The sequence below is a fragment of the Streptomyces sp. NPDC052682 genome (assembly GCF_040678435.1).
Taxonomy (GTDB): Bacteria; Actinomycetota; Actinomycetes; order Streptomycetales; family Streptomycetaceae; genus Streptomyces.
This window is the reverse complement of record NZ_JBFATS010000001.1, coordinates 314,931-334,268: the sequence shown is the minus strand read 5'-3', so window position 1 is coordinate 334,268 and position 19,338 is coordinate 314,931. Positions and strand designations below refer to the sequence as shown.

21 protein-coding genes are annotated in these 19,338 nt (G+C 71.6%); 10 read left to right on the top strand and 11 right to left on the bottom strand.

The features are described from left to right. Positions 1-85 precede the first annotated feature (85 nt). Positions 86-1,597 (bottom strand): alpha/beta hydrolase, encoded by a 1,512-nt coding sequence (locus AB0K80_RS01460; RefSeq protein WP_365664646.1) that lies wholly within the window; start codon positions 1,595-1,597, stop codon positions 86-88. Between the two features lie 228 nt (positions 1,598-1,825). Between AB0K80_RS01460 and AB0K80_RS01455 the strand changes: the two genes are divergently transcribed. Next, a complete protein-coding gene (locus tag AB0K80_RS01455; protein ID WP_365664645.1) occupies positions 1,826-3,316 on the top strand; it encodes an RICIN domain-containing protein in 1,491 nt (496 codons plus the stop codon). Between the two features lie 23 nt (positions 3,317-3,339). Here the strand turns inward: AB0K80_RS01455 and AB0K80_RS01450 are convergent, their stop codons facing one another. Both AB0K80_RS01450 and AB0K80_RS01445 read right to left on the bottom strand, forming a co-directional pair. After that, positions 3,340-3,540 carry a DUF397 domain-containing protein gene (locus tag AB0K80_RS01450; RefSeq protein WP_365664644.1) on the bottom strand — a complete coding sequence of 67 codons (201 nt, stop codon included), beginning with the start codon at positions 3,538-3,540 and terminating at the stop codon, positions 3,340-3,342. Further along, complete coding sequence (locus AB0K80_RS01445) at positions 3,522-4,355, bottom strand: helix-turn-helix transcriptional regulator (RefSeq protein ID WP_365664643.1); 834 nt, start codon at positions 4,353-4,355, stop codon at positions 3,522-3,524. Before AB0K80_RS01445 ends, AB0K80_RS01450 begins: the two co-directional genes overlap by 19 nt. Before the next feature lie 115 nt (positions 4,356-4,470). Here AB0K80_RS01445 and AB0K80_RS01440 point away from each other — a divergent pair, with 115 nt between their 5' ends. Genes AB0K80_RS01440 through AB0K80_RS01425 form a run of 4 tightly spaced genes read left to right on the top strand, consistent with a single transcriptional unit; the run spans position 4,471 to position 6,553 of the window. Further along, positions 4,471-4,677 carry a hypothetical protein gene (locus tag AB0K80_RS01440; protein WP_365664641.1) on the top strand — a complete coding sequence of 69 codons (207 nt, stop codon included), beginning with the start codon at positions 4,471-4,473 and terminating at the stop codon, positions 4,675-4,677. Next, positions 4,674-4,889 (top strand): hypothetical protein, encoded by a 216-nt coding sequence (locus AB0K80_RS01435; RefSeq protein ID WP_365664639.1) that lies wholly within the window; start codon positions 4,674-4,676, stop codon positions 4,887-4,889. The genes AB0K80_RS01440 and AB0K80_RS01435 overlap by 4 nt, the downstream gene beginning before the upstream one ends. A 46-nt stretch (positions 4,890-4,935) precedes the next feature. Next, positions 4,936-5,682 (top strand): DNA repair protein RecO, encoded by a 747-nt coding sequence (gene recO / locus AB0K80_RS01430; protein WP_365664637.1) that lies wholly within the window; start codon positions 4,936-4,938, stop codon positions 5,680-5,682. 28 nt (positions 5,683-5,710) lie between these two features. After that, positions 5,711-6,553 (top strand): isoprenyl transferase, encoded by an 843-nt coding sequence (locus AB0K80_RS01425; RefSeq protein WP_365664635.1) that lies wholly within the window; start codon positions 5,711-5,713, stop codon positions 6,551-6,553. 34 nt (positions 6,554-6,587) lie between these two features. Here AB0K80_RS01425 and AB0K80_RS01420 read toward each other — a convergent pair whose 3' ends face one another. Next, positions 6,588-7,064: a helix-turn-helix domain-containing protein gene (locus AB0K80_RS01420; RefSeq protein ID WP_365664951.1), complete on the bottom strand. Its 477-nt coding sequence runs from the start codon at positions 7,062-7,064 to the stop codon at positions 6,588-6,590. Between the two features lie 86 nt (positions 7,065-7,150). On the opposite strand from AB0K80_RS01420, the gene AB0K80_RS01415 reads away from it, so the two are divergent. Continuing rightward, positions 7,151-7,987, top strand: coding sequence for an alpha/beta hydrolase (locus AB0K80_RS01415; protein ID WP_365664633.1), 837 nt, complete (start codon positions 7,151-7,153; stop codon positions 7,985-7,987). A 60-nt stretch (positions 7,988-8,047) separates the two neighbouring features. Here AB0K80_RS01415 and AB0K80_RS01410 read toward each other — a convergent pair whose 3' ends face one another. From AB0K80_RS01410 to AB0K80_RS01395, 4 genes are all read right to left on the bottom strand, one after another. Continuing rightward, positions 8,048-8,467 (bottom strand): transcriptional repressor, encoded by a 420-nt coding sequence (locus tag AB0K80_RS01410; RefSeq protein WP_365664631.1) that lies wholly within the window; start codon positions 8,465-8,467, stop codon positions 8,048-8,050. Between the two features lie 182 nt (positions 8,468-8,649). Then, on the bottom strand, positions 8,650-9,552 hold the full coding sequence (locus tag AB0K80_RS01405; protein ID WP_365664629.1) for a metal ABC transporter permease: 903 nt from the start codon (positions 9,550-9,552) through the stop codon (positions 8,650-8,652). Further along, positions 9,552-10,319, bottom strand: coding sequence for a metal ABC transporter ATP-binding protein (locus AB0K80_RS01400; RefSeq protein ID WP_365664627.1), 768 nt, complete (start codon positions 10,317-10,319; stop codon positions 9,552-9,554). Before AB0K80_RS01400 ends, AB0K80_RS01405 begins: the two co-directional genes overlap by 1 nt. Positions 10,320-10,339: 20 nt before the next feature. Next, entirely contained in the window at positions 10,340-11,317 is a 978-nt protein-coding gene (locus AB0K80_RS01395; protein ID WP_365664626.1) for a metal ABC transporter substrate-binding protein, read from the bottom strand. Between the two features lie 148 nt (positions 11,318-11,465). On the opposite strand from AB0K80_RS01395, the gene AB0K80_RS01390 reads away from it, so the two are divergent. The 3 genes from AB0K80_RS01390 to AB0K80_RS01380 all read left to right on the top strand — a co-directional run bounded on the left by AB0K80_RS01390 (position 11,466) and on the right by AB0K80_RS01380 (position 14,623). Next, positions 11,466-12,848, top strand: coding sequence for a glycine--tRNA ligase (locus tag AB0K80_RS01390; RefSeq protein ID WP_365664624.1), 1,383 nt, complete (start codon positions 11,466-11,468; stop codon positions 12,846-12,848). 138 nt (positions 12,849-12,986) lie between these two features. Then, a complete protein-coding gene (locus AB0K80_RS01385; protein WP_365664622.1) occupies positions 12,987-14,003 on the top strand; it encodes an aldo/keto reductase in 1,017 nt (338 codons plus the stop codon). A gap of 26 nt (positions 14,004-14,029) precedes the next feature. Further along, positions 14,030-14,623, top strand: coding sequence for a TetR family transcriptional regulator (locus tag AB0K80_RS01380; protein ID WP_365664620.1), 594 nt, complete (start codon positions 14,030-14,032; stop codon positions 14,621-14,623). Positions 14,624-14,626: 3 nt separating this feature from the next. Here the strand turns inward: AB0K80_RS01380 and AB0K80_RS01375 are convergent, their stop codons facing one another. Continuing rightward, complete coding sequence (locus AB0K80_RS01375) at positions 14,627-14,842, bottom strand: hypothetical protein (RefSeq protein WP_365664618.1); 216 nt, start codon at positions 14,840-14,842, stop codon at positions 14,627-14,629. Between the two features lie 82 nt (positions 14,843-14,924). After that, positions 14,925-16,355 carry an MFS transporter gene (locus AB0K80_RS01370; RefSeq protein ID WP_365664616.1) on the bottom strand — a complete coding sequence of 477 codons (1,431 nt, stop codon included), beginning with the start codon at positions 16,353-16,355 and terminating at the stop codon, positions 14,925-14,927. 111 nt (positions 16,356-16,466) lie between these two features. Here AB0K80_RS01370 and AB0K80_RS01365 point away from each other — a divergent pair, with 111 nt between their 5' ends. Further along, positions 16,467-17,396 carry a helix-turn-helix domain-containing protein gene (locus AB0K80_RS01365; protein ID WP_365664949.1) on the top strand — a complete coding sequence of 310 codons (930 nt, stop codon included), beginning with the start codon at positions 16,467-16,469 and terminating at the stop codon, positions 17,394-17,396. A gap of 468 nt (positions 17,397-17,864) precedes the next feature. Here AB0K80_RS01365 and AB0K80_RS01360 read toward each other — a convergent pair whose 3' ends face one another. Beyond that, positions 17,865-19,310 (bottom strand): MFS transporter, encoded by a 1,446-nt coding sequence (locus AB0K80_RS01360; protein ID WP_365664615.1) that lies wholly within the window; start codon positions 19,308-19,310, stop codon positions 17,865-17,867. Positions 19,311-19,338 lie beyond the last annotated feature (28 nt).

Here is a 19,338-nt window from a genome sequence, read left to right as displayed (position 1 = left end):
GCCGAAGGGCCGGACGAATGTCGAAGGCGGTCGCGTGGCGCCAGTCCGGTCCGCCCGATCCTCGCGCCACCAGGGTGCCGTTCTCCTAACGGCAGTGGATGTCCTGGGCGGGCCGCTCGCCGGTGGTCAGGAAGCGGGAGACCAGGCGGTCTCCGCATGCGGTGCCGTTGTCCAGGTAGGCGCCGTGGCCGGTGGAGCCGTTCGTGACCATCACCGCTCGCCGGCCCAGTGCCTCGCGCAGCTTCACGGCGCCGCTGAGCGGGGTCGCCACGTCCCGCTCGTTCTGGACGAGCAGGATGTTCGACGGGCCCCGGTCCGTGACGCGCACCGGCGGCTCCTGCGGCTGCCACGGCCAGGCGGCGCACACCATCGCGTTCCTGGGCATGCCCGCGGTCAGCGGATACGTGACGCGACTGGCGTCGACGTCCTTCTGATACGCCTCGGCCGAGTGGGGCCAGGCGGCGTCGTTGCAGATCGTGGCGGCGCCGACCGCGGCGTAGTTGCGCAGCACCGAATCCGGCGGGGCCTGGGGCGCGGGCGGCACCGTGCCCTTTCGCGCCGCCAGGATCAGCTTGGCCAGGACGGGGTAGTCCTCGGGGTCGTAGAAACTGTCCAGCATGGTCTGGCGCAGCACATTGCCGTTCAGCTCCTCGGGGTTGGCGCCGGGCCAGGGGATCGGCTCGCGGTCCAGGCGGGCGGCCAGGCGCAGGAAGAGCGGGCGCACCTCGGCCGCGGTGCCGGCCAGCCGGTACGGGTTGCCGGGCCGGGACGCCCAGGCGGCGAAGTCGGGGAAGGTGTCCTCGACGCCGGCCTCGAACGCGGCGAGCCAGGCACGTTCCGCCCGTACCGGGTCGGGATGGTCGTTGCTGTCGAGCACGACGCGGTCGGTGCGCTTCGGGAACAGCTGGAGGTAGGCATCGGCGATGTACGTGCCGTACGAGACGCCCCAGGCCGACAGCTTGCGCTCGCCGAGGGCGGCGCGGATGCGGTCGATGTCGCGGGCGTTGTTCTTGGTGCTGATGTGCCGCAGCAGTGGGTCGCCGCTGCGGGCGCAGGCGTCCGACAGCCGGCGGGCGGTGGCCATGTTCCGGGCGACGGATCCGTCCGGGGCGGGCCAGGGACGCAGCTTGGTGAGGCTGAGGTCCGAGTGGTCGATGGCGCAGCTCACGGGCGTGGACGGGGCGTTGCCGCGCGGTGCGAATCCGATGAGGTCGTATGCCTCGCGCACCGGACGGGGCAGCTTCCCGCCCTTCCTGGAGGGGTCGGCGAGGCTGTCCCCGCCGGGTCCGCCGGGGATCATCAGCAGCGCACCGCGGCGCGCCGAGGGCTTCTCGCTGGGGATACGGGACAGAGCGATGTCGATCTTCGGCCCGCCCGGATCGGCGTAGTCCATCGGCACGGAGAGCGTCGCGCACTGCTGGCGGGGGTCGAGGCCGCCGCCCTCGCACGCCGTCCAGGTGAGGGACGGGGCGGGACCGGATGACGCCGCGTCGGCGGCCAGCGGTGTGAGGAGACCGGCGACGGCGGCGGATGCGGCGACGAAGGTGACGTAGGCGGCGTTGCGGCGGGTCTGCTGGGCTCGCGTGGTCTGCTGCATGCGGACGAGCCTCGCCGATCCCGCCCCGCCACCCCATCCGGTCAACTGCCCTGTCCTTGCGGGGGTTTACCCCAGGCCGCGAGGACGACACCGCCCCCGCACGCCGGTGCCCGCCGATATGGTCAAGATTCAACAAACTCGAACGTGATTATTGACCTCTTCTGTCGCTTCCCCTTCTCATGGGCCCCGCCAGGCCCGGCACCCGGGCCCTGAACGAGAGGCACGAACATGCCCGAGGGAACTCCCCTTCGGCCTGCCGGCCGGCGGCGGCGAGCAGCCGCCGCCCTTCTGACCTTCCTCGGAACCCTCGCCGCGCTGCTGCTTCCGGCGACCGCGGCGCACGCGGCCACGGTGTCCTTCACGACCGGCGCCGCACGCACCGACCAGAACGGCAATCCGCTTCAGCTGCACGGCCTGGGCATCATCAAGGTGGGCAGCACCTGGTACGGCTTCGGCGAGGACAAGACCGGCGAGACGTCGGCGGACACGTCCTTCCAGGACATCACCTGCTACACCTCGGACAACCTCGCCGACTGGACCTACCAGGGCCAGGCCCTGAGCAGGCAGGCCGGCGGCGACCTGGGGCCGAGCCGCATCGTGGAGCGGCCCAAGGTCATCTACAACGCGTCGACCAGCACGTATGTGATGTACATGCACATCGACAGCACCAACTACTCCGAGGCCAAGGTCGGTGTCGCCACCAGCAGCACCCCGTGCGGCCCGTACACCTACCGGGGCAGCTTCCGGCCGCTGGGCAACCTCAGCCGTGACCTCGGCCTGTTCAAGGACACCGACGGCACCGCCTACCTGCTGTCCGAGGACCGCAACAACGGCCTGCGCATCGACAAGCTCTCCGCCGACTACCTCTCCGTCGACAGCGCGGTGGCGGTGCTCGGCAGCAGCGGCAGCGGCAGCGTCGAGGCGCCCGCGATGATCAAGGTCAACGGCATCTACTACGTCTTCGGCTCCCACCTGACCGGCTGGAGTCTCAACGACAACATCTACGCCACCGCCACCTCACTGAGCGGCCCCTGGTCGGCGTTCCGGAACTTCGCCGCCCCCGGTACCCACACCTACGGCAGCCAGACCGCGAACGTCATCACCGTCCAGGGCACCGCGGGCACCACGTACATCTACGCCGGCGACCGCTGGGACACCTCCAACCTGGGCGCGTCCAAGCTGATCTGGCTGCCGCTGACCATCCGGGGCACGACGGTGAACCTCGGCCAGTACCCGACCTGGTCCCTCGACCCCGACGCCGGCACCTGGTCGGCGGGCAGCGGGCTGCCCTCCGCGGGCGTCCACACCCTCACCAACGCCAACAGCTCCCTGGTGATGGACGTGTCGAGCGGGTCCACCGCGACCGGCGCCAAAATCATCCAGTGGCCGTCCAACGGCGGCACCAACCAGCAGTGGACGCTCACCCGGGTCGCGGACAACGTGTACACGCTCAAGAGCGTCAAGAGCGGCCTGTGCCTGGACGTGCCGAACCAGTCGACCACCACCGGCGTGCAGTTGCAGCAGTGGACCTGCACCGGCGGGGCGAACCAGCAGTGGTTCCTCGACCTGGTCGGCAGCTACACCGGCAGCACGTACATGCTCGCCGGCGTCGGCAGCGACCTGAACATCGCCGTCCCGGGCGGCTCCACCACGCAGGGCGCGGCGGTCGACCAGGAGACCGGCACCGGCGCGACCAGCCAGCAGTGGAAGATCTCCTGACCCCGTCCGACTCGTTACGCGCGCTACGCCTGGGCGGCCAACGCCCCCACGAACGCCGCCCAGGCGCCCGCGCCGAGCACGAGAACCGGCCCGTCGGTGAGTTTGCTGTCCCGGACGGGCACGAGGCCGGGGACTCCGTCCGCGACTTCGACGCAGTCGCCGCCGTTGCCGTCGCTGTAGGTGCTCTTGCGCCAGTGCGCGTGGCTCAGGTCGTACTCGCGCATCGTCTGAAGTCCTCCGCCGCAGATCCGATCAGGGCCAGGGACGCCTCCGGCGACAGCGCGGCGGCCCTGAGCAGATCGTATGCCGACTGTGCGCGCTTCACCACGGCCGGATCGTCCAGCAGGTTGCCCGAATACACGGCCTCTGTATAGGCCGTCGGCGGGGCGTCCTCGAACTCCATGAGCTTGAGCGAGCCGGTCATCATCGAGTAGGCCCCAGCCGCATACGGCAGCACCTGCACCACCACCGTTCGCTGCCGTGCCAGTTCCGCCACACGCTCCAGCTGCTTGGCCATGACAGTGGTTCCGCCGACCGGAACGCGCAGTACGTTCTCGTGCAGGATCACCCAATACACCGGCCGTGTAGCGTCCTTGAGAATCCTCTTGCGCTCCATGCGGCCCGACACCTTGTCCTCGATGTACTCGTCCGCCGCGAACGGGTTCATCGCGAGGGTGACCGCGCGGGCGTACTCCGCCGTCTGCAACAAGCCCGGGACCAGAGCAGGAGCGAACTCGCAGATCTTCGTCGCCCGGGCCTCCAGCTCCGCCGCCTTGGCGAAGTAATCCGCGTACCGCCTGTCATCAATCAGCTTCCTGCACAGTCGCTCGAAAATACCGTCGGTTTGCAGAACCTCGTCAATCCGCTGCGCGACATCCAACTGCGGCTTGCGAATGGCCTGTTCGAACTGGCCGATATAGCCGCCGGAGACAAACACCCGCGCCCCCAACTCCACCTGCGTAAGTCCGGCCTCCTCCCTGCGCCGCTTCAGCTCCGTACCGAAGAACTCCCAGGCCGCCTGGCGTGAACCGTTGGCCATCGATAACCCCCTTGCACTGCCCTCCACTTGTAGAGCGCAGACCCTTCCCGAGTGTAAGGGTGGAGCGTCACCGTAAGGTTGCGAAGAATGAAAACAGAAAAGGAAGGGGAGCACGGTGGACGTACGGCACCCGGCGCACCGCGTCGAAGAAGCGGAGGAAGCAGTGAAAGAATTGCGGACGGAACTCGCCAAGGCCGGAATTACCCTGCCGTCACTGGGGATCGACCCGGTGAGTCTTGCGCGGGAGGCGCCCTGTCCGCTCATCGATTTGGGCCGGTGTTCGGTGGAGACCGCCCGGCGGCTCGCGGCGGTGCTGCGATGAAGCCGCCGGTCGGAGCGTATGTGGTGGACACCCGAACGGGCCGGGTCGGCATCGTCATGGGGCATGAGGGGCCCTACGTCCAGCTCAGACCCTACGGGGGAGGCAGAGAGTGGGACGCCGACCCGAGAGCCGTGCGGCACGCCACCCCGGCCGAGCGGCTGCGCGCGGCGACGGCGTACGCCAACGCGCGCAGCCGCGGCGAGGTCCCTTGACCCGGGCCCGGCCCTCGGGGTGTTCCGGGTGCGCGAGAATGGGGCCATGAGTCTGTTCCGCGACGACGGCATCGTGCTGCGCACCCAGAAGCTGGGTGAGGCGGACCGGATCATCACGCTGCTCACCCGCGGTCACGGGCGTGTACGGGCCGTAGCGCGGGGCGTCCGGCGGACGAAGTCGAAGTTCGGGGCGCGGCTGGAGCCGTTCTCGCACGTCGACGTGCAGTTCTTCGCCAAGGGCAGCGAGCTTGTCGGGCGCGGGCTGCCGCTGTGCACGCAGAGCGAGACGATCGCGCCGTACGGCGGCGGCATCGTCACCGACTACGCCCGGTACACCGCCGGGACGGCCATGCTGGAGACGGCCGAGCGGTTCACCGACCACGAGGGGGAGCCGGCCGTGCAGCAGTACCTGCTGCTGGTCGGCGCGCTGCGGACGCTCGCCCGGGGCGAGCACGCCCCGCACCTGATCCTCGACGCGTTCCTGCTGCGATCGCTGGCCGTCAACGGCTACGCGCCCAGCTTCGGCGACTGCGCGAAGTGCGGGATGCCCGGGCCGAACCGGTTCTTCTCGGTGGCGTCGGGCGGCAGCGTCTGCGGCGACTGCCGGGTGCCCGGCAGCGTCGTCCCCTCGCCGCAGGCCCTGGAACTCCTCGCCGCGCTGCTTACGGGAGACTGGGAGACCGCGGACGCGTGCGAGCCGCGGTACGTCCGGGAGGGCAGCGGGCTGGTGTCCGCGTACCTGCACTGGCATCTGGAGCGCGGGCTGCGCTCCCTCCGGTATGTAGAGAAGTAGAACCCACCACCCAAGGAGCGAGAGACACATGGCCGTACGCGGGATCCTGGGGCGTCAGCGCCGGGAGTACAGGACGCCGGAGCCGCACCCGTCCGGCGCGCGGCCCCCGAAGCTCCCCGGTGAGCTGGTCCCGAACCATGTGGCGATCGTCATGGACGGCAACGGGCGGTGGGCCAAGGAGCGCGGGCTGCCGCGCACCGAGGGGCACAAGGTGGGCGCCGAGCGGGTGCTCGACGTGCTCCAGGGCGCGATCGAGATGGGCGTCGGCGCGATCTCCCTGTACGCCTTCTCCACCGAGAACTGGAAGCGGTCGCCGGAGGAGGTCCGCTTCCTGATGAACTTCAACCGCGACTTCATCCGCAAGACCCGGGACCAGCTGGACGAGCTCGGGGTGCGGGTGCGCTGGGTGGGGCGGATGCCCAAGCTGTGGCGGTCGGTGGCCAAGGAGCTCCAGATCGCCCAGGAGCAGACCAAGGGCAACGACCGGCTCACGCTGTACTTCTGCATGAACTACGGCGGGCGCGCCGAAATCGCGGACGCGGCCAAGGCGCTCGCGGAGGACGTGCGGGCCGGGCGGCTGGACCCGTCGAAGGTCACGGAGAAGACCTTCGCCAAGTACCTGTACTACCCGGACATGCCGGACGTGGACCTGTTCCTGCGGCCGAGCGGGGAGCAGCGCACGTCGAACTACCTGCTGTGGCAGAGCGCGTACGCCGAGATGGTCTTCCAGGACGTGCTCTGGCCGGACTTCGACCGCCGTGACCTGTGGCGGGCGTGCGTCGAGTTCGCCTCCCGGGACCGGCGCTTCGGCGGCGCGATCCCGAACGAGGAGCTGCTGGCGATGGAGGGGCGTTCCTCCGAGGACGGCTGAGGCAGGCGCCCGGCGGTGACGCGGGGGCGGGCGGCTAGGGCTCGTCCTGCCGCTGCGCCCGGCGTCCCGCCGCGGTCACGTCGCGCATGGCCGCCAGGAAGCGCCGCACGGTGGCCAGCTCCTGCTCGTCGAAGGATCCCAGGGCGCCCACCATCTCCTGGATCAGCGGCCCGAAGAACGACCACCCGAGGCTCACCGCCTCGTCCCGCACCACCAGCACCACCCGCCGGCGGTCACGCGTGTCCCGCTCCCGGCGTACGAGCCCGAGCCGCTCCAGCCGGTCGACCAGGGCCGTGGCCGACGCCGAGTTCAGCCCCAGCTGCGCCCCGAGCCACCCGGGGGTGGCCGTCCTGCCTGCCCGGCCCGCGTCCAGCAGGTGGATCAGCGCGCGCACATCCGTGGCGTGCAGGCCGTGGCGGGAGGCGAACTCGGCGGCGAAGAGGTCCAGTTCCACGGTGACGGCCCGCAGCAGATGAATCAGCTGAAGGTCGGGTTCCCGCTCGTCGTCCACGTTCACTCCGCTAGCATCGGCAGGTATCTTGATATCTCGATGGTCGAGATAGTCGGTGGTCGAGTAATCATAAGGTGTGGGGGCCCATGAGTGACGAGGCAGTCTTCTCCGCGGCGTACGACGCCGTCCTGCGGCGGTGGCCCGTCGAGGTCCGCAGCGTCGACGTCCCGTCCGCTTACGGCACCACGCGGGTCCACGTCAGCGGCCGGGAGGACGGCGTTCCGGTCGTGCTGCTGCCCGGCGGCGGGGCGACCTCGATGGCCTGGTCCGCCACCGCCGGGGAGCTGGCCGCCACCCACCGTGTGTACGCGGTCGACCTCATGGGCGACATCGGCCGCAGCGTGCACGACGGGGCGCCGCTGCGCGGCGTGGGCGACCTGCGGGCGTGGCTCGACGCGCTCTTCGACGAGCTCCAGCTGGACGGGGCGCATCTGTGCGGCCACTCCTACGGCGCCTGGATCGCCCTGAACTACGCGCTGCACGCGCCCCACCGACTCGGCAGGCTGGCGTTGCTCGACCCCACCAGCTGCTTCGCCGGTATGAGCCCGCGCTACCTCCTGCGGGCGCTGCCGCTGCTGAGGCCGACCGCCGGGCGCGTGCGGGCCTTCCACCGGTGGGAGACCGGCGGGGACCCGGAGGATCCCGTGTGGCAGGCGTTCCTGGACAGCACCGCCGCCGCCCGGCGGTCGAAGGTCGTCGTCATGCGACGCCCCAGGGCGCGGGATCTGCGGACGTGTGCCGTACCGGTCCTGGTGGTGCTGGCGGAACGCAGCCGGGCGCACGACGTGCGACGCGTGGCGGCCGGTGCCCGCCGGCTCCTGCCCGACCCGGGCATCGTCACGCTCCCCGGCGCCTCCCACCACTCCCTTCCCGCCGAGCGGCCGGCCGAGCTCAACCGTCTGCTGGCGGACTTCCTCACCTGACGCCCACCGGGTTTCCCAGGCTTCGCACCTCGCAGGAGACCTTCGCCGGCCTCGCAGGCCTCAGGACGACGAGTCCGCCGCGCACTCCGCGCAGGTGCCGAAGATCTCCACCGTGTGGGCCACGTTGACGTAGCCGTGCTCGGCCGCGATCGCCTCGGCCCACTTCTCCACCGCCGGGCCCTCGACCTCTACCGCCTTGCCGCAGTTGCGGCAGACCAGGTGGTGGTGATGGTCGCCGGTGGAGCAGCGCCGGTAGACGGACTCGCCGTCGGCGGTGCGCAGGACGTCGACCTCGCCGGCGTCGGCGAGGGACTGCAGGGTGCGGTAGACCGTGGTGAGCCCGACCGAGTCGCCCTTGTGCTTGAGCATGTCGTGGAGCTCCTGCGCGCTGCGGAACTCGTCGACCTCTTGCAGGGCCGCCGCCACGGCGGCCCGCTGCCGGGTGGCGCGGCCCTTCACGGACGGTCCAGCGGTCGTCACCGTTGCCTCCTTCGATGGCTCTTTCGCCTGCGGGCGCTGTGAGCCGGTGCCGCGACCGCGACCGTGCTCACCCCTGCGGGCCTGCGCGCGCTCGCGCCCTCGGCACCGGCGCGCCCTGCGGCTCACTCGCGCCTCACGTCTGCCTGTGCCCGGGCCATTGTGCCAGCCCGGACCGTGCGGCCTCAGACGCCGAGCTCGTCCCCGGCCTTGCGGGTGGCCGGAATCGTGCACTCCGCGGGGTCCCCGCCCGGGTGCGCGGCCGCCTGCGCCCGGGCCCGGCGGCGCGCCAGCGGGGTGGCCAGCACGGTGAGCAGGAGGAAGGCCCCGATGGTCAGCAGCACGATCGTCGCGCCGGGCGGCACGTCCTGGTAGTACGACGTGACCGTGCCGCCGATCGTCACGCTCACGCCGATCGCCACGGCGATCACGAACGTCGCGGCGAAGCTGCGGCTGAGCTGCTGGGCCGCCGCCACGGGGACCACCATCAGCGCGCTCACCAGCAGCAGGCCCACCACCCGCATGGCGACCGTGACCGTCACCGCCGCCGTGATCGCCGTCAGCAGGTTCAGGGCCCGGACGGGAAGCCCGGTCACCCGCGCGAACTCCTCGTCCTGGCTGACCGCGAACAGCTGGCGGCGCAGGCCCAGGGTGACCAGCACCACGAACGCCGCCAGGACGCAGATCGCCGTCACGTCCGACTCCGACACCGTCGACAGCGAGCCGAACAGGTACGAGGTGAGGTTCGCGTTGGAGCCGGTCGGGGCGAGGTTGATGAACATCACGCCGCCGGCCATGCCGCCGTAGAAGAGCATCGCGAGTGCGATGTCGCCGCGCGTGCGGCCGTACCAGCGGATCAGTTCCATCAGGACCGCGCCGAGGACGGAGACCAGGGTCGCCATCCACACCGGGGACCAGGTCAGCAGGAAGCCGAGGCCGACGCCGGTCATGGCCACGTGGCCGATGCCGTCGCCCATCAGGGCCTGGCGGCGCTGCACGAGGTAGATGCCGACGGCGGGGGCCGTGATGCCGACCAGGACGGCGGCGATGAGCGCCCGCTGCATGAAGGCGTAGTCGAGGAAGTCCATCAGCTCAGCAGTCCCGTGCGGATCGGTTCGGTGCCCGCCGGTGCGTGCGGGTGTACGTGGTCGTGGCCGGGCAGCGCGTGCTGGCCGACCGCCTTCGGCGGCGGCCCGTCGTGCACCACGCAGCCGTCGCGCAGGACGACCGCCCGGTCGATGAGGGGCTCCAGCGGGCCCAGTTCGTGCAGCACGAGCAGGACCGTCGCACCGGCGGCGACCTGCTCCCGGAGGGTGCGCGCCAGGACCTCCTGGCTGGCCAGGTCGACGCCCGCCATCGGCTCGTCCATGATCAGCAGCTCGGGCTCGGAGGCCAGGGCGCGGGCGATGAGCACCCGCTGGTGCTGGCCGCCCGACAGGGCGTCCACGGAGTCCTTGGCCCGGTCCGCCATGCCGACCAGCTCCAGGGACCGTCGTACGGCCTCGCGGTCGGCCGCGCGGAACACGCCGAAGCGGGTGCGGGACAGGCGGCCGGAGGAGACCACCTCGGTCACGGTGGCGGGCACGCCGCCCGCGGCCGTGGTGCGCTGCGGGACGTAGCCCACGCGCGCCCAGTCGCGGAACCGGCGGCGGGGGGTGCCGAACAGCTCGATCTCGCCGGCGGCCGCCGGCACCTGGCCGATGACGGTGCGCACGGCCGTGGACTTGCCTGAGCCGTTCGCGCCGAGCAGCGCGACGACCTCACCGCGGAGCACGGTGAGGTCGATGCCGCGCAGGACGGGGCGCGAGCCCAGGTCGGCGCGGACCCCGCGCAACGCGATGACGGGCTCGGTCATGCCGTCCTCCGATGGGTCGATCACTTGGCTCCCAGGGCCGTTCGCAGGGCCTTGAGGTTGGCTTCCATGACCTGGAAGTAGTCCTCGCCGCGGGACTTGCCCGTGATGCCCTCGAGGGGATCGAGGACGTCGGTCTTCAGGCCCGCGTCCCGGGCGAGGGTCTTCGCGGTCTTGTCACTGACCAGTGTCTCGTAGAACACGGTGGTCACGCCGTCCGCCTTGGCCTCCTGCTGGAGTTCCCTGACGCGGGCCGCGCTCGGCTCGCTCTCCGGGTCCAGGCCGGAGATGGCCTCCTGGGTCAGGCCGTAGCGGTGGGCGAGGTAGCCGAAGGCGGCGTGGTTGGTGAAGAAGACCTTGGTCCTGGTGTTCTTCAACCCGTCGCGGAACCGGGTGTCGAGGCCGTCGAGCTTCGCGACCAGGGCCTCGGTGTTCTTCTTGTAGTCGGCCGCGTGGTCCGGGTCGGCCTTCTCGAAGGCCTTGCCGACGCCCCGGGCGATCTCGGCGTACTTCACCGGGTCGAGCCAGACGTGCGGGTCGAGGGCGTGCTCGTCCTCCTCGGCGTGCTCCTCGCCCGCGTGCTCCTCCTCGCCGCCGTGGTCGTGGCCGTCCCCGGTGCCGAGGTCCTCCAGCTTGGTCAGCGTCGCCGCGTCGATCTTCGTCCGCACCTCGGCCTGGGTGACGGCCTGGTCGACGGAGGGCTGCAGGCCCTTGAGGAAGAGGGCCGCGTCGGACTCCTCGATCGCCGCCCGCTGCTGCGTGCTGAGCTCCAGGTCGTGCGGCTCCTGGCCGGGCTCGGTGAGGCTGGTGACCTTCACGTGGTCGCCGCCGATCCGCTCGGCGAGGAAGGCCATCGGGTAGAACGAGGCGACGACGTCGAACTTCTCCGAGTTGCCGCCCGCCGCCGCGCTGTCGCTGGAGCAGGCGGAGAGGGAGCCGAGCGCGCACGCGGTGGCCGCCGCGACCGCGAGCCCGGTTATGTGGTGTCGTCGTACGTTCATGACACTCATTTTCAGCAAAGATGGAAACCATTGTCAACAAACCCGGTCAGGGCCCCGATTTGGTTCCGGGGCAGTCCACGCCGGTAACCTGAAGCATTCGCTGGAAGCGTCTCGCTTCGTCGCCCGTCGTCGTATTGAAGAGAGCACCGTGGCCGCCGACAAGATCGACACCATCGTCAGCCTGAGCAAGCGCCGTGGCTTTGTATTCCCCTGCAGTGAGATCTACGGCGGTCAGCGGGCCGCCTGGGACTACGGCCCTCTGGGTGTCGAGCTCAAGGAGAACATCAAGCGCCAGTGGTGGCGCTACATGGTGACGTCGCGCGAGGACGTCGTCGGGATCGACTCGTCCGTCATCCTGGCCCCCGAGGTCTGGGTCGCCTCCGGCCACGTCGCCACGTTCACCGACCCGCTCACCGAGTGCACCTCCTGCCACAAGCGGTTCCGCGCGGACCACCTGGAGGAGGCCTACGAGGAGAAGAAGGGCCGCGCCCCGGAGAACGGCCTGGCGGACATCAACTGCCCCAACTGCGGTACCAAGGGCCAGTTCACCGAGCCCAAGCAGTTCTCGGGCCTGCTCTCCACCCACCTCGGCCCGACGCAGGACTCCGGCTCCATCGCGTACCTGCGGCCCGAGACCGCGCAGGGCATCTTCACCAACTTCTCCCAGGTGCAGACCACCTCGCGCCGCAAGCCGCCGTTCGGCATCGCCCAGATGGGCAAGTCGTTCCGCAACGAGATCACGCCGGGCAACTTCATCTTCCGCACCCGCGAGTTCGAGCAGATGGAGATGGAGTTCTTCGTCAAGCCGGGCGAGGACGAGAAGTGGCACGAGTACTGGATGGAGCAGCGCTGGAACTGGTACACCGGCCTGGGTCTCCGTGAGGAGAACATGCGCTGGTACGAGCACCCCAAGGAGAAGCTCTCCCACTACTCCAAGCGCACCGCCGACATCGAGTACCGCTTCCAGTTCGGCGGCAGCGAGTGGGGCGAGCTGGAGGGTGTCGCCAACCGCACCGACTACGACCTGTCGTCCCACTCCAAGGCCTCCGGCCAGGACCTGTCCTACTTCGACCAGGAGGCCGGCGAGCGCTGGACGCCGTACGTCATCGAGCCGGCGGCCGGTGTCGGCCGGACGATGCTCGCCTTCCTGCTCGACGCCTACGTCGAGGACGAGGCGCCCAACGCCAAGGGCAAGATGGAGAAGCGGACCGTGCTGCGCCTCGACCACCGCCTCGCCCCGGTGAAGGTCGCCGTGCTGCCGCTGTCCCGCAACCCGGAGCTGTCGCCCAAGGCCAAGGGCCTCGCCCAGGCGCTGCGCCAGCACTGGAACATCGAGTTCGACGACGCCGGCGCCATCGGCCGCCGCTACCGCCGCCAGGACGAGATCGGTACGCCGTACTGCGTGACCGTCGACTTCGACACGCTCGAGGACAACGCCGTCACGGTGCGCGAGCGTGACTCGATGAAGCAGGAGCGTGTGTCGCTGGACCAGATCGAGGGGTACCTGGCCGGCCGCCTGATCGGCTGCTGAGCCCCGGACCCGCACCACTTCGCCCACCCCTTCCCGGCCGAGCCGGGGAGGGGTGGGCTTTTGTGTGCCCGGCGTCGACTGACATCTAACAGCTGACAGATATTGAAATCTGTCAGCTGTCATGCCAAGGTGGAGGGCATGACGATGCAGACCCGCTCTCTCGGAACCACCGGCCCTCGCGTCTTCGCCCTCGGCCTCGGCTGCATGGGCATGTCCCCGACGATGTACGGGGAGGGCGCCGAGCGCGCCGAGTCGATCGCCACGATCCACGCCGCCCTGGAGGCGGGCGTGACCCTGCTCGACACCGGCGACTTCTACGGCATGGGCCACAACGAACTGCTCATCGGCGAGGCGCTGCGCTCCGCCCCCGCCGCCCGGCGCGAACAGGCCCTGGTCAGCGTGAAGTTCGGGGCCCTGCGCGCCCCCGACGGCTCCTGGCTGGGCTTCGACGGACGCCCCGCCGCCGTGAAGAACTTCGCCGCCCACACGCTCCAGCGCCTCGGCCTGGACCACATCGACATCTACCGGCCCGCCCGCCTCGACCCGGACGTGCCCATCGAGGAGACGGTCGGCGCGATCGCCGAGCTGGTCGAGCAGGGGTACGTCCGCCACATCGGCCTCAGCGAGGTCGGCCCGGACACGATCCGCCGGGCCGCCGCCACCGCCCCGATCACCGACCTCCAGATCGAGTACGGCCTGATCACCCGCGGCATCGAGGACCGCATCCTGCCGACCACCCGTGACCTGGGCATCTCCATCACGGCCTACGGCGTGCTGTCACGCGGTCTGATCTCCGGGCACTTCAGCCCCGACCGGCAGCTCCCCGCCGACGACTTCCGGTCCCGCTCCCCGCGCTTCCAGGGCGAGAACCTCACCCGCAACCTCGCCCTCGTCGAGGCGCTCCGCAAGATCGCCGAGCAGCAGGGCGTGACCGTCGCGCAGATCGCCATCGCCTGGGTGCTCTCGCGCGGGGAGGACATCGTGCCGCTGGTCGGCGCCCGCCGCCGGGACCGGCTCGCGGAGTCGCTGGGGGCGCTGGAGGTCACGCTGGACGCGGCCGACCTGGCGGCGATCGAGGCGGCCGTACCGGCGGACGCGGTGGCGGGTGAGCGCTACCCGGCCGCGCAGATGGCACTCCTGGACAGCGAACGCTGATCCCGGTGCCGGGTACGGTCTAGTACATGGCACCGACCACCGAGACCCTGACCGCCGAGCGCATCCTCGAAGCGACCGAGGAGGTGCTGCGCCGCCACGGCCCGGCCAAGGCCACCGTGGTGGACGTGGCCCGCGCGCTCGGCGTCAGCCACGGCAGCGTCTACCGGCACTTCCGTACGAAGGCCGCGCTGCGCGAGGCGGTGACCAAGCGGTGGCTGGACCGTACGTCGGAGCAGCTGTCCGGCATCGTGGCCGGGGACGGCGACCCGGAGGCGCGCCTGCGGGACTGGCTGGGCGCGCTGTTCGCCGCCAAGCGGCTCAAGGCGGGCGAGGATCCCGAACTGTTCGCCACGTACCTGGTTCTGGCCGAGGAGAACGGCGAGGCGGTCGCCGCCCACGTCGCCGACCTCACCGGCCAGTTGACGCGGATCGTCGAGGCGGGTGTCAAGGCCGGCACCTTCGCGCCCCCCGCCGACCCCGCGACCACGGCCCGCGCCCTCTTCCAGGCCACGGGCCCCTTCCACAACCCGGGCTTCGCCCGGGAGTGGGAGAAGCCCGGAGCCGAGGCCGACTTCACGGCGCTGGTGGACCTGCTGATGCGGGGGCTGCGGGCCCGGTAGGGCTCACGCGGCCGTCGGGTCCACCGTCGCCTGGTGGGCCTCGGAGAGGTGCTCCTCGGCCCGGGGCCGGGGCAGGAACACAGCGCTGCGGCGCCAGCCGCACGTGTCGCAGCGGATCACCCGCTGCACGCCACTGCGCAGGACCCGGACCACGTGTTCCCGGCCGTGCTGGTCCCAGCGGCTGACCTTGCTCGGGTCGAGCTGACTGCGGCGTGGCATGGCTGCTCCGGCATCCGGGGGCGGGGACGGCACGAGTGGACGACAAGAGTGTGCGGCACCGCAGGCCCCGGCAGGGCCGGGGTCAGCCGATCGTGCGGGGCAGGCGCAGACTCAGCAGGCCGGTCACCAGGACGCCGGCGAGCTGGGTCAGGAGCGTGATGACCAGGGCGTCCCGCATGCCCAGGCCCGGGACCAGGGCGAGGAAGAGGGTGCCGAGGGTGGCGACGCCCAGGGCCAGCGACGACTGCTGAGTGGTGATCATCACACCGCTGCCGACGCCCGCCCGGGCCGGCGGCACCTCCGACAGCACCACCCGGTAGATCACCGGCAGTTGCAGCGCCTGGCCCGCGCCGGCCACCGCCGCTCCCGGGAGCAGTTCGAGGAACCCGACGTGCGGCCAGAAGTGCCAGGCGGCCAGGGCCATCAGCGCCAGCCCGAGACCCTGCAGCGCGGCGCCCGCCGTCACCACGCGCGTGCCGTACCGGGTGACCAGGCGCGGGCCCAGCAGGGAGAAGACGAAGAACACCACCGCCAGCGGGGAGAGCGCCAGGCCCGCGGCGACCGGGCCGAGGCCCGCGCCCTGCTGCAACGCCACCGCGACGACGAACATGAACCCGCTGAAGCCGATCGAGAAGGGCAGGATCAGCACCAGCCCGCGCCGCAGCGACGCCAGGTGGAACAGGCTCGGCGGGACCAGCGGCGTACGGCCGAGCCGGTCGGCCCGGCGCTCCACCGCGTAGAACGTGCCCGCCGCCAGGGGGAAGGCGGCCAGCGCCAGCCACGTCCACAGCGGCCAGCCCGCGGCCCGGCCCTCGGTGAGCGGCACGAGCAGGGTGAGCAGCGAGACGGCGAGCAGGACCGTGCCCGGGCCGTCGACCGGCTCGGGGTGCTGCGAGCGCGTCTCGGGTACGGCCCGGGCGGCCAGGAGCAGGCCGGCCAGCACCACCGGCACGTTGACCAGGAACACCGAGCGCCAGCCGGTGCCCGCGAGGTCCGCGGCGACCAGGACCCCGCCGAGGATCTGCCCGGCGATCATGGCCAGCCCGGCGGTGGCGCCGTACAGGCTCATGGCCCGCGCCCGCCGGGCACCGGTGGTGGTGGCCTGGATGGTGGCCAGGACCTGCGGCACCATCGCGGCGGCCGACGCGCCCTGCGCGACCCGGGCCGCCACCAGCGACCAGGCGCCTGGCGCGAGTCCGCACGCCAGCGAGGTCAGCCCGAAGGCCGCCATGCCGGCCAGGAACAGCCGCCGCCGGCCGAACAGGTCGCCGAGCCGGCCGCCGAGGACGAGGAGCACGGCGTACGCCACCCCGTACCCGGCGACGACGAGTTCCAGGACCGACTCGCTCGCGGCGAGGTCGGTGCCGATGGTGGGCAGGGCCACGTTGACGATGAAGAAGTCGATGAGGGGGAGCGCCGCGGCCAGCAGCACGGCGAACAGTCCCAGGTCGCCGAGGGAGGGTGTGGCCTGCGGAGATCTGACGGAGCGTGAGGTGAGGATGGTTTCGGTCACGGCACCGAGACTGCTGCCCGGCTCAGACTGGTACCAGAGTGTCCTTGTCCTGGTACAAGCACTACCTGGAAACAGGTTGCGGGCGGCGGCAGGCTGGAGGGCATGACGACCATGGCCCAGGAGACGGTCTCCCGCGCGCCCGAAGCGCCCCGCCAGGCATCCCCGGCGACACCCCGTCAGGCGTCCCGTCAGGCGCCCCGCGACGCCGACATCCGGCGGCACGAGCTGGCCGCGTTCCTGCGCAGCCGCCGTGAGCGGATCACCCCCGAGCAGGTCGGTCTGCCGCGCGGCCGCCGGCGCCGTACGCCCGGGCTGCGCCGCGAGGAGGTCGCCCAGCTCTCCGCCGTCGGCGTCACCTGGTACACGTGGCTGGAGCAGGCCAGGGACATCCAGGTCTCCGTGCAGGTGCTCGACGCCCTCGCCCGCGCCCTGCTGCTGGACCCCAGCGAGCGCGCCCACCTCTTCCAGCTGGCCGGGGCGGTGGACCCGACCCCCGCGACCGTCTGCCCGTCGGTCACACCCGCGCTGCGGGCCCTGCTGGAACAGGTCGAGCCGTTCCCGGCCTGCCTGCAGAACAGCCGGTACGACATCCTGGCGCACAACCGCACGTACGGGCAGCTGCTGTGCGACCTGGACGCGGTGCCGCCCGAGGACCGCAACTGCATCCTGCTGACCTACACGCACCCCGAGTGGCAGTCCTCGATCGTGCGCCTGGAGGAGACCCAGCGGCTGATGGCCGCCCGCTTCCGCGCCACGATGGCCGGTCATCTGGGCGAGCCCGCCTGGAAGATGCTGCTCAAGCGGCTGCGCACCGAGTCCGCCGAGTTCCGCGCCGCCTGGGACCGCCACGAGGTCGTCGCCCACCGCAGCAAGCGCAAGGAGTTCCGCAACCGCCACGTCGGCCTCGTCACCGTCGACCACACCGACCTGTGGCTGGGGCCGCAGCCGGGGCCGCGGATGGTGACGTACGTACCGGCCGACGAGGAGTCGCGCCGGCGTCTGGAGAGACTGCACGCGATCGCCGTGGGGCGGCAGGGGTAGGGGTGGTTCGGCGGGGTGGGGTGGAGGGCCCGTTGGGGGGTTTGGCGGGCCGGGGTTGCGGGAGGGGGCTTGCAGACGGTGGCTTGACGGCCGGGCCTGCGGAGGGGGCTCGGCGGGTCAGGGCTTGGCGGCCGGAGCTCGACGGGAGGGGCTTTCGGCGGCTGGGGCTCTGCTGGACAGGGCTCCGCCGGACAGGCTCGGCGGAAGGGCAAGTCTCGGCGGGCCGGGTTCGGCGGCCGGGGGTTCGGCGGCTGGGGGTTCGACGGTGTGGCGCTGCGCCAGCCGTACGCGCCAGGCCAGCGCGTCACTGCGGCTGAGGGCCGTACCGCTGGCACCGGCCGGGGCCTGCGGGATGTGGCTCAGCGGGCCGGGGCTCAACGGCCGGGGCTCTGCTGGACAGGGCCCGGGGGAGGGGGCTCGACGGCCAGAACTCGGCGGAAGGGGAAGGCCCGGCCGGACCGGCCCGGCCTACGCGCCGAGCCCCGCTGCCTCCCGTACCTCCTCCGACTCCAGCCGCCGCGCCGTGCGCTCCGCGGTGCGGCGGGCCCAGGGGCCGCTGGTCAGGGCGCCGAGGGCCAGGACCGCGAGGCCGCAGGCGGTGATGATCCACCAGCCGGGGCGGGCGGCCGGGACGAACGTGTCCCGGTACGACGACGCGCCCACGCCCGCCGCCAGGACCGCCCCGACCACCGCCACGCCGAGGGTCGAGCCGAGCTGGCGGCTGGTGGAGGCGACGGCGGCGGCCACGCCGGCCTGGGCGCGGGGCATGCCAGAGACGGCGGTGTTGGTGATGGGCGCGTTGACGAAGCCGAAGCCGATGCCGAACAGGACGTAGCCGACGAAGAGCGTGACGTCGGACGTCTCGGCCTGGAAGACGGCGAACAGGGCGCCGCTCGCCGTCATCGCGCCGCCCGCGATGAGGAGGGACAGGCGCGGGCCGCGACTGCCGACCAGGCGGCCGGACAGCGGGGCGCACAGGAAGGTCGGGGCGGCCATGGGGAGCATCCACAGGCCCGCGTGCAGGGCGTCCAGACCGCGGACGTTCTGGAGGTAGAGCGTCGACAGGAAGAGGAAGCCGCCCAGGGCGGCGAACCCGCTGACCGCGATCACGGTCGCCCCGCTGAACGGCGCGGAGCGGAAGAACCGCAGGTCGATCAGGGGTTCCGCGCGGCGCGGCTCGTACCACAGCAGGCCGAGCAGGGCGGCCGGCGCGACGACGGCGAAGGGAGCCACGGCGCCGAGGGACGCGTGCGGCGTCGCGATGATCGCGTACGTCAGGGAGCCGAACAGGGCGATGACCAGGAGCTGGCCGACCGGGTCGGGGCGGCGGGCGCGGTCCGCGCGGGACTCGGGGACGAACCGCCAGGTGAGCAGCAGCGCGGCCAGGCCCACCGGGAGGTTGACCCAGAAGATCGCCCGCCAGCCGACGGACTCCACCAGCAGGCCGCCCACCAGCGGACCGGCCGCCATGGAGATGCCGACGACCCCGCCCCACACGCCGATCGCCCGGGCGCGCTCGCGCGGGTCGGTGAAGGTGTTGGTGATGATCGACATGGCGACCGGGTTGAGCATGGAGCCGCCCACCGCCTGCACCATGCGGAAGACCACCAGCAGGTCGAGGCTGGGCGCCAGGGAGCACAGCAGCGAGCCGAGACTGAAGACGACCAGCCCCGCCATGAACACGCGCTTGCGGCCGATCCGGTCGGCCGTGGAACCGGCGAGCATCAGCAGCGAGGCCAGGACCAGGGTGTACGCGTCGATCGTCCACTGCAGTCCGGACGTGCTCGCGTGCAGGTCGCGCTGGAGAGACGGCAGGGCCACGTTCAGGACGGTGTTGTCCAGGCTCACGATCAGCAGGCTCATGCAGCAGATCGCGAGCACCAGCAGACGGCGTCGAGGACTGAGCTCGGGCATGGGCCTCATCGTACGTCCGACTCGATAG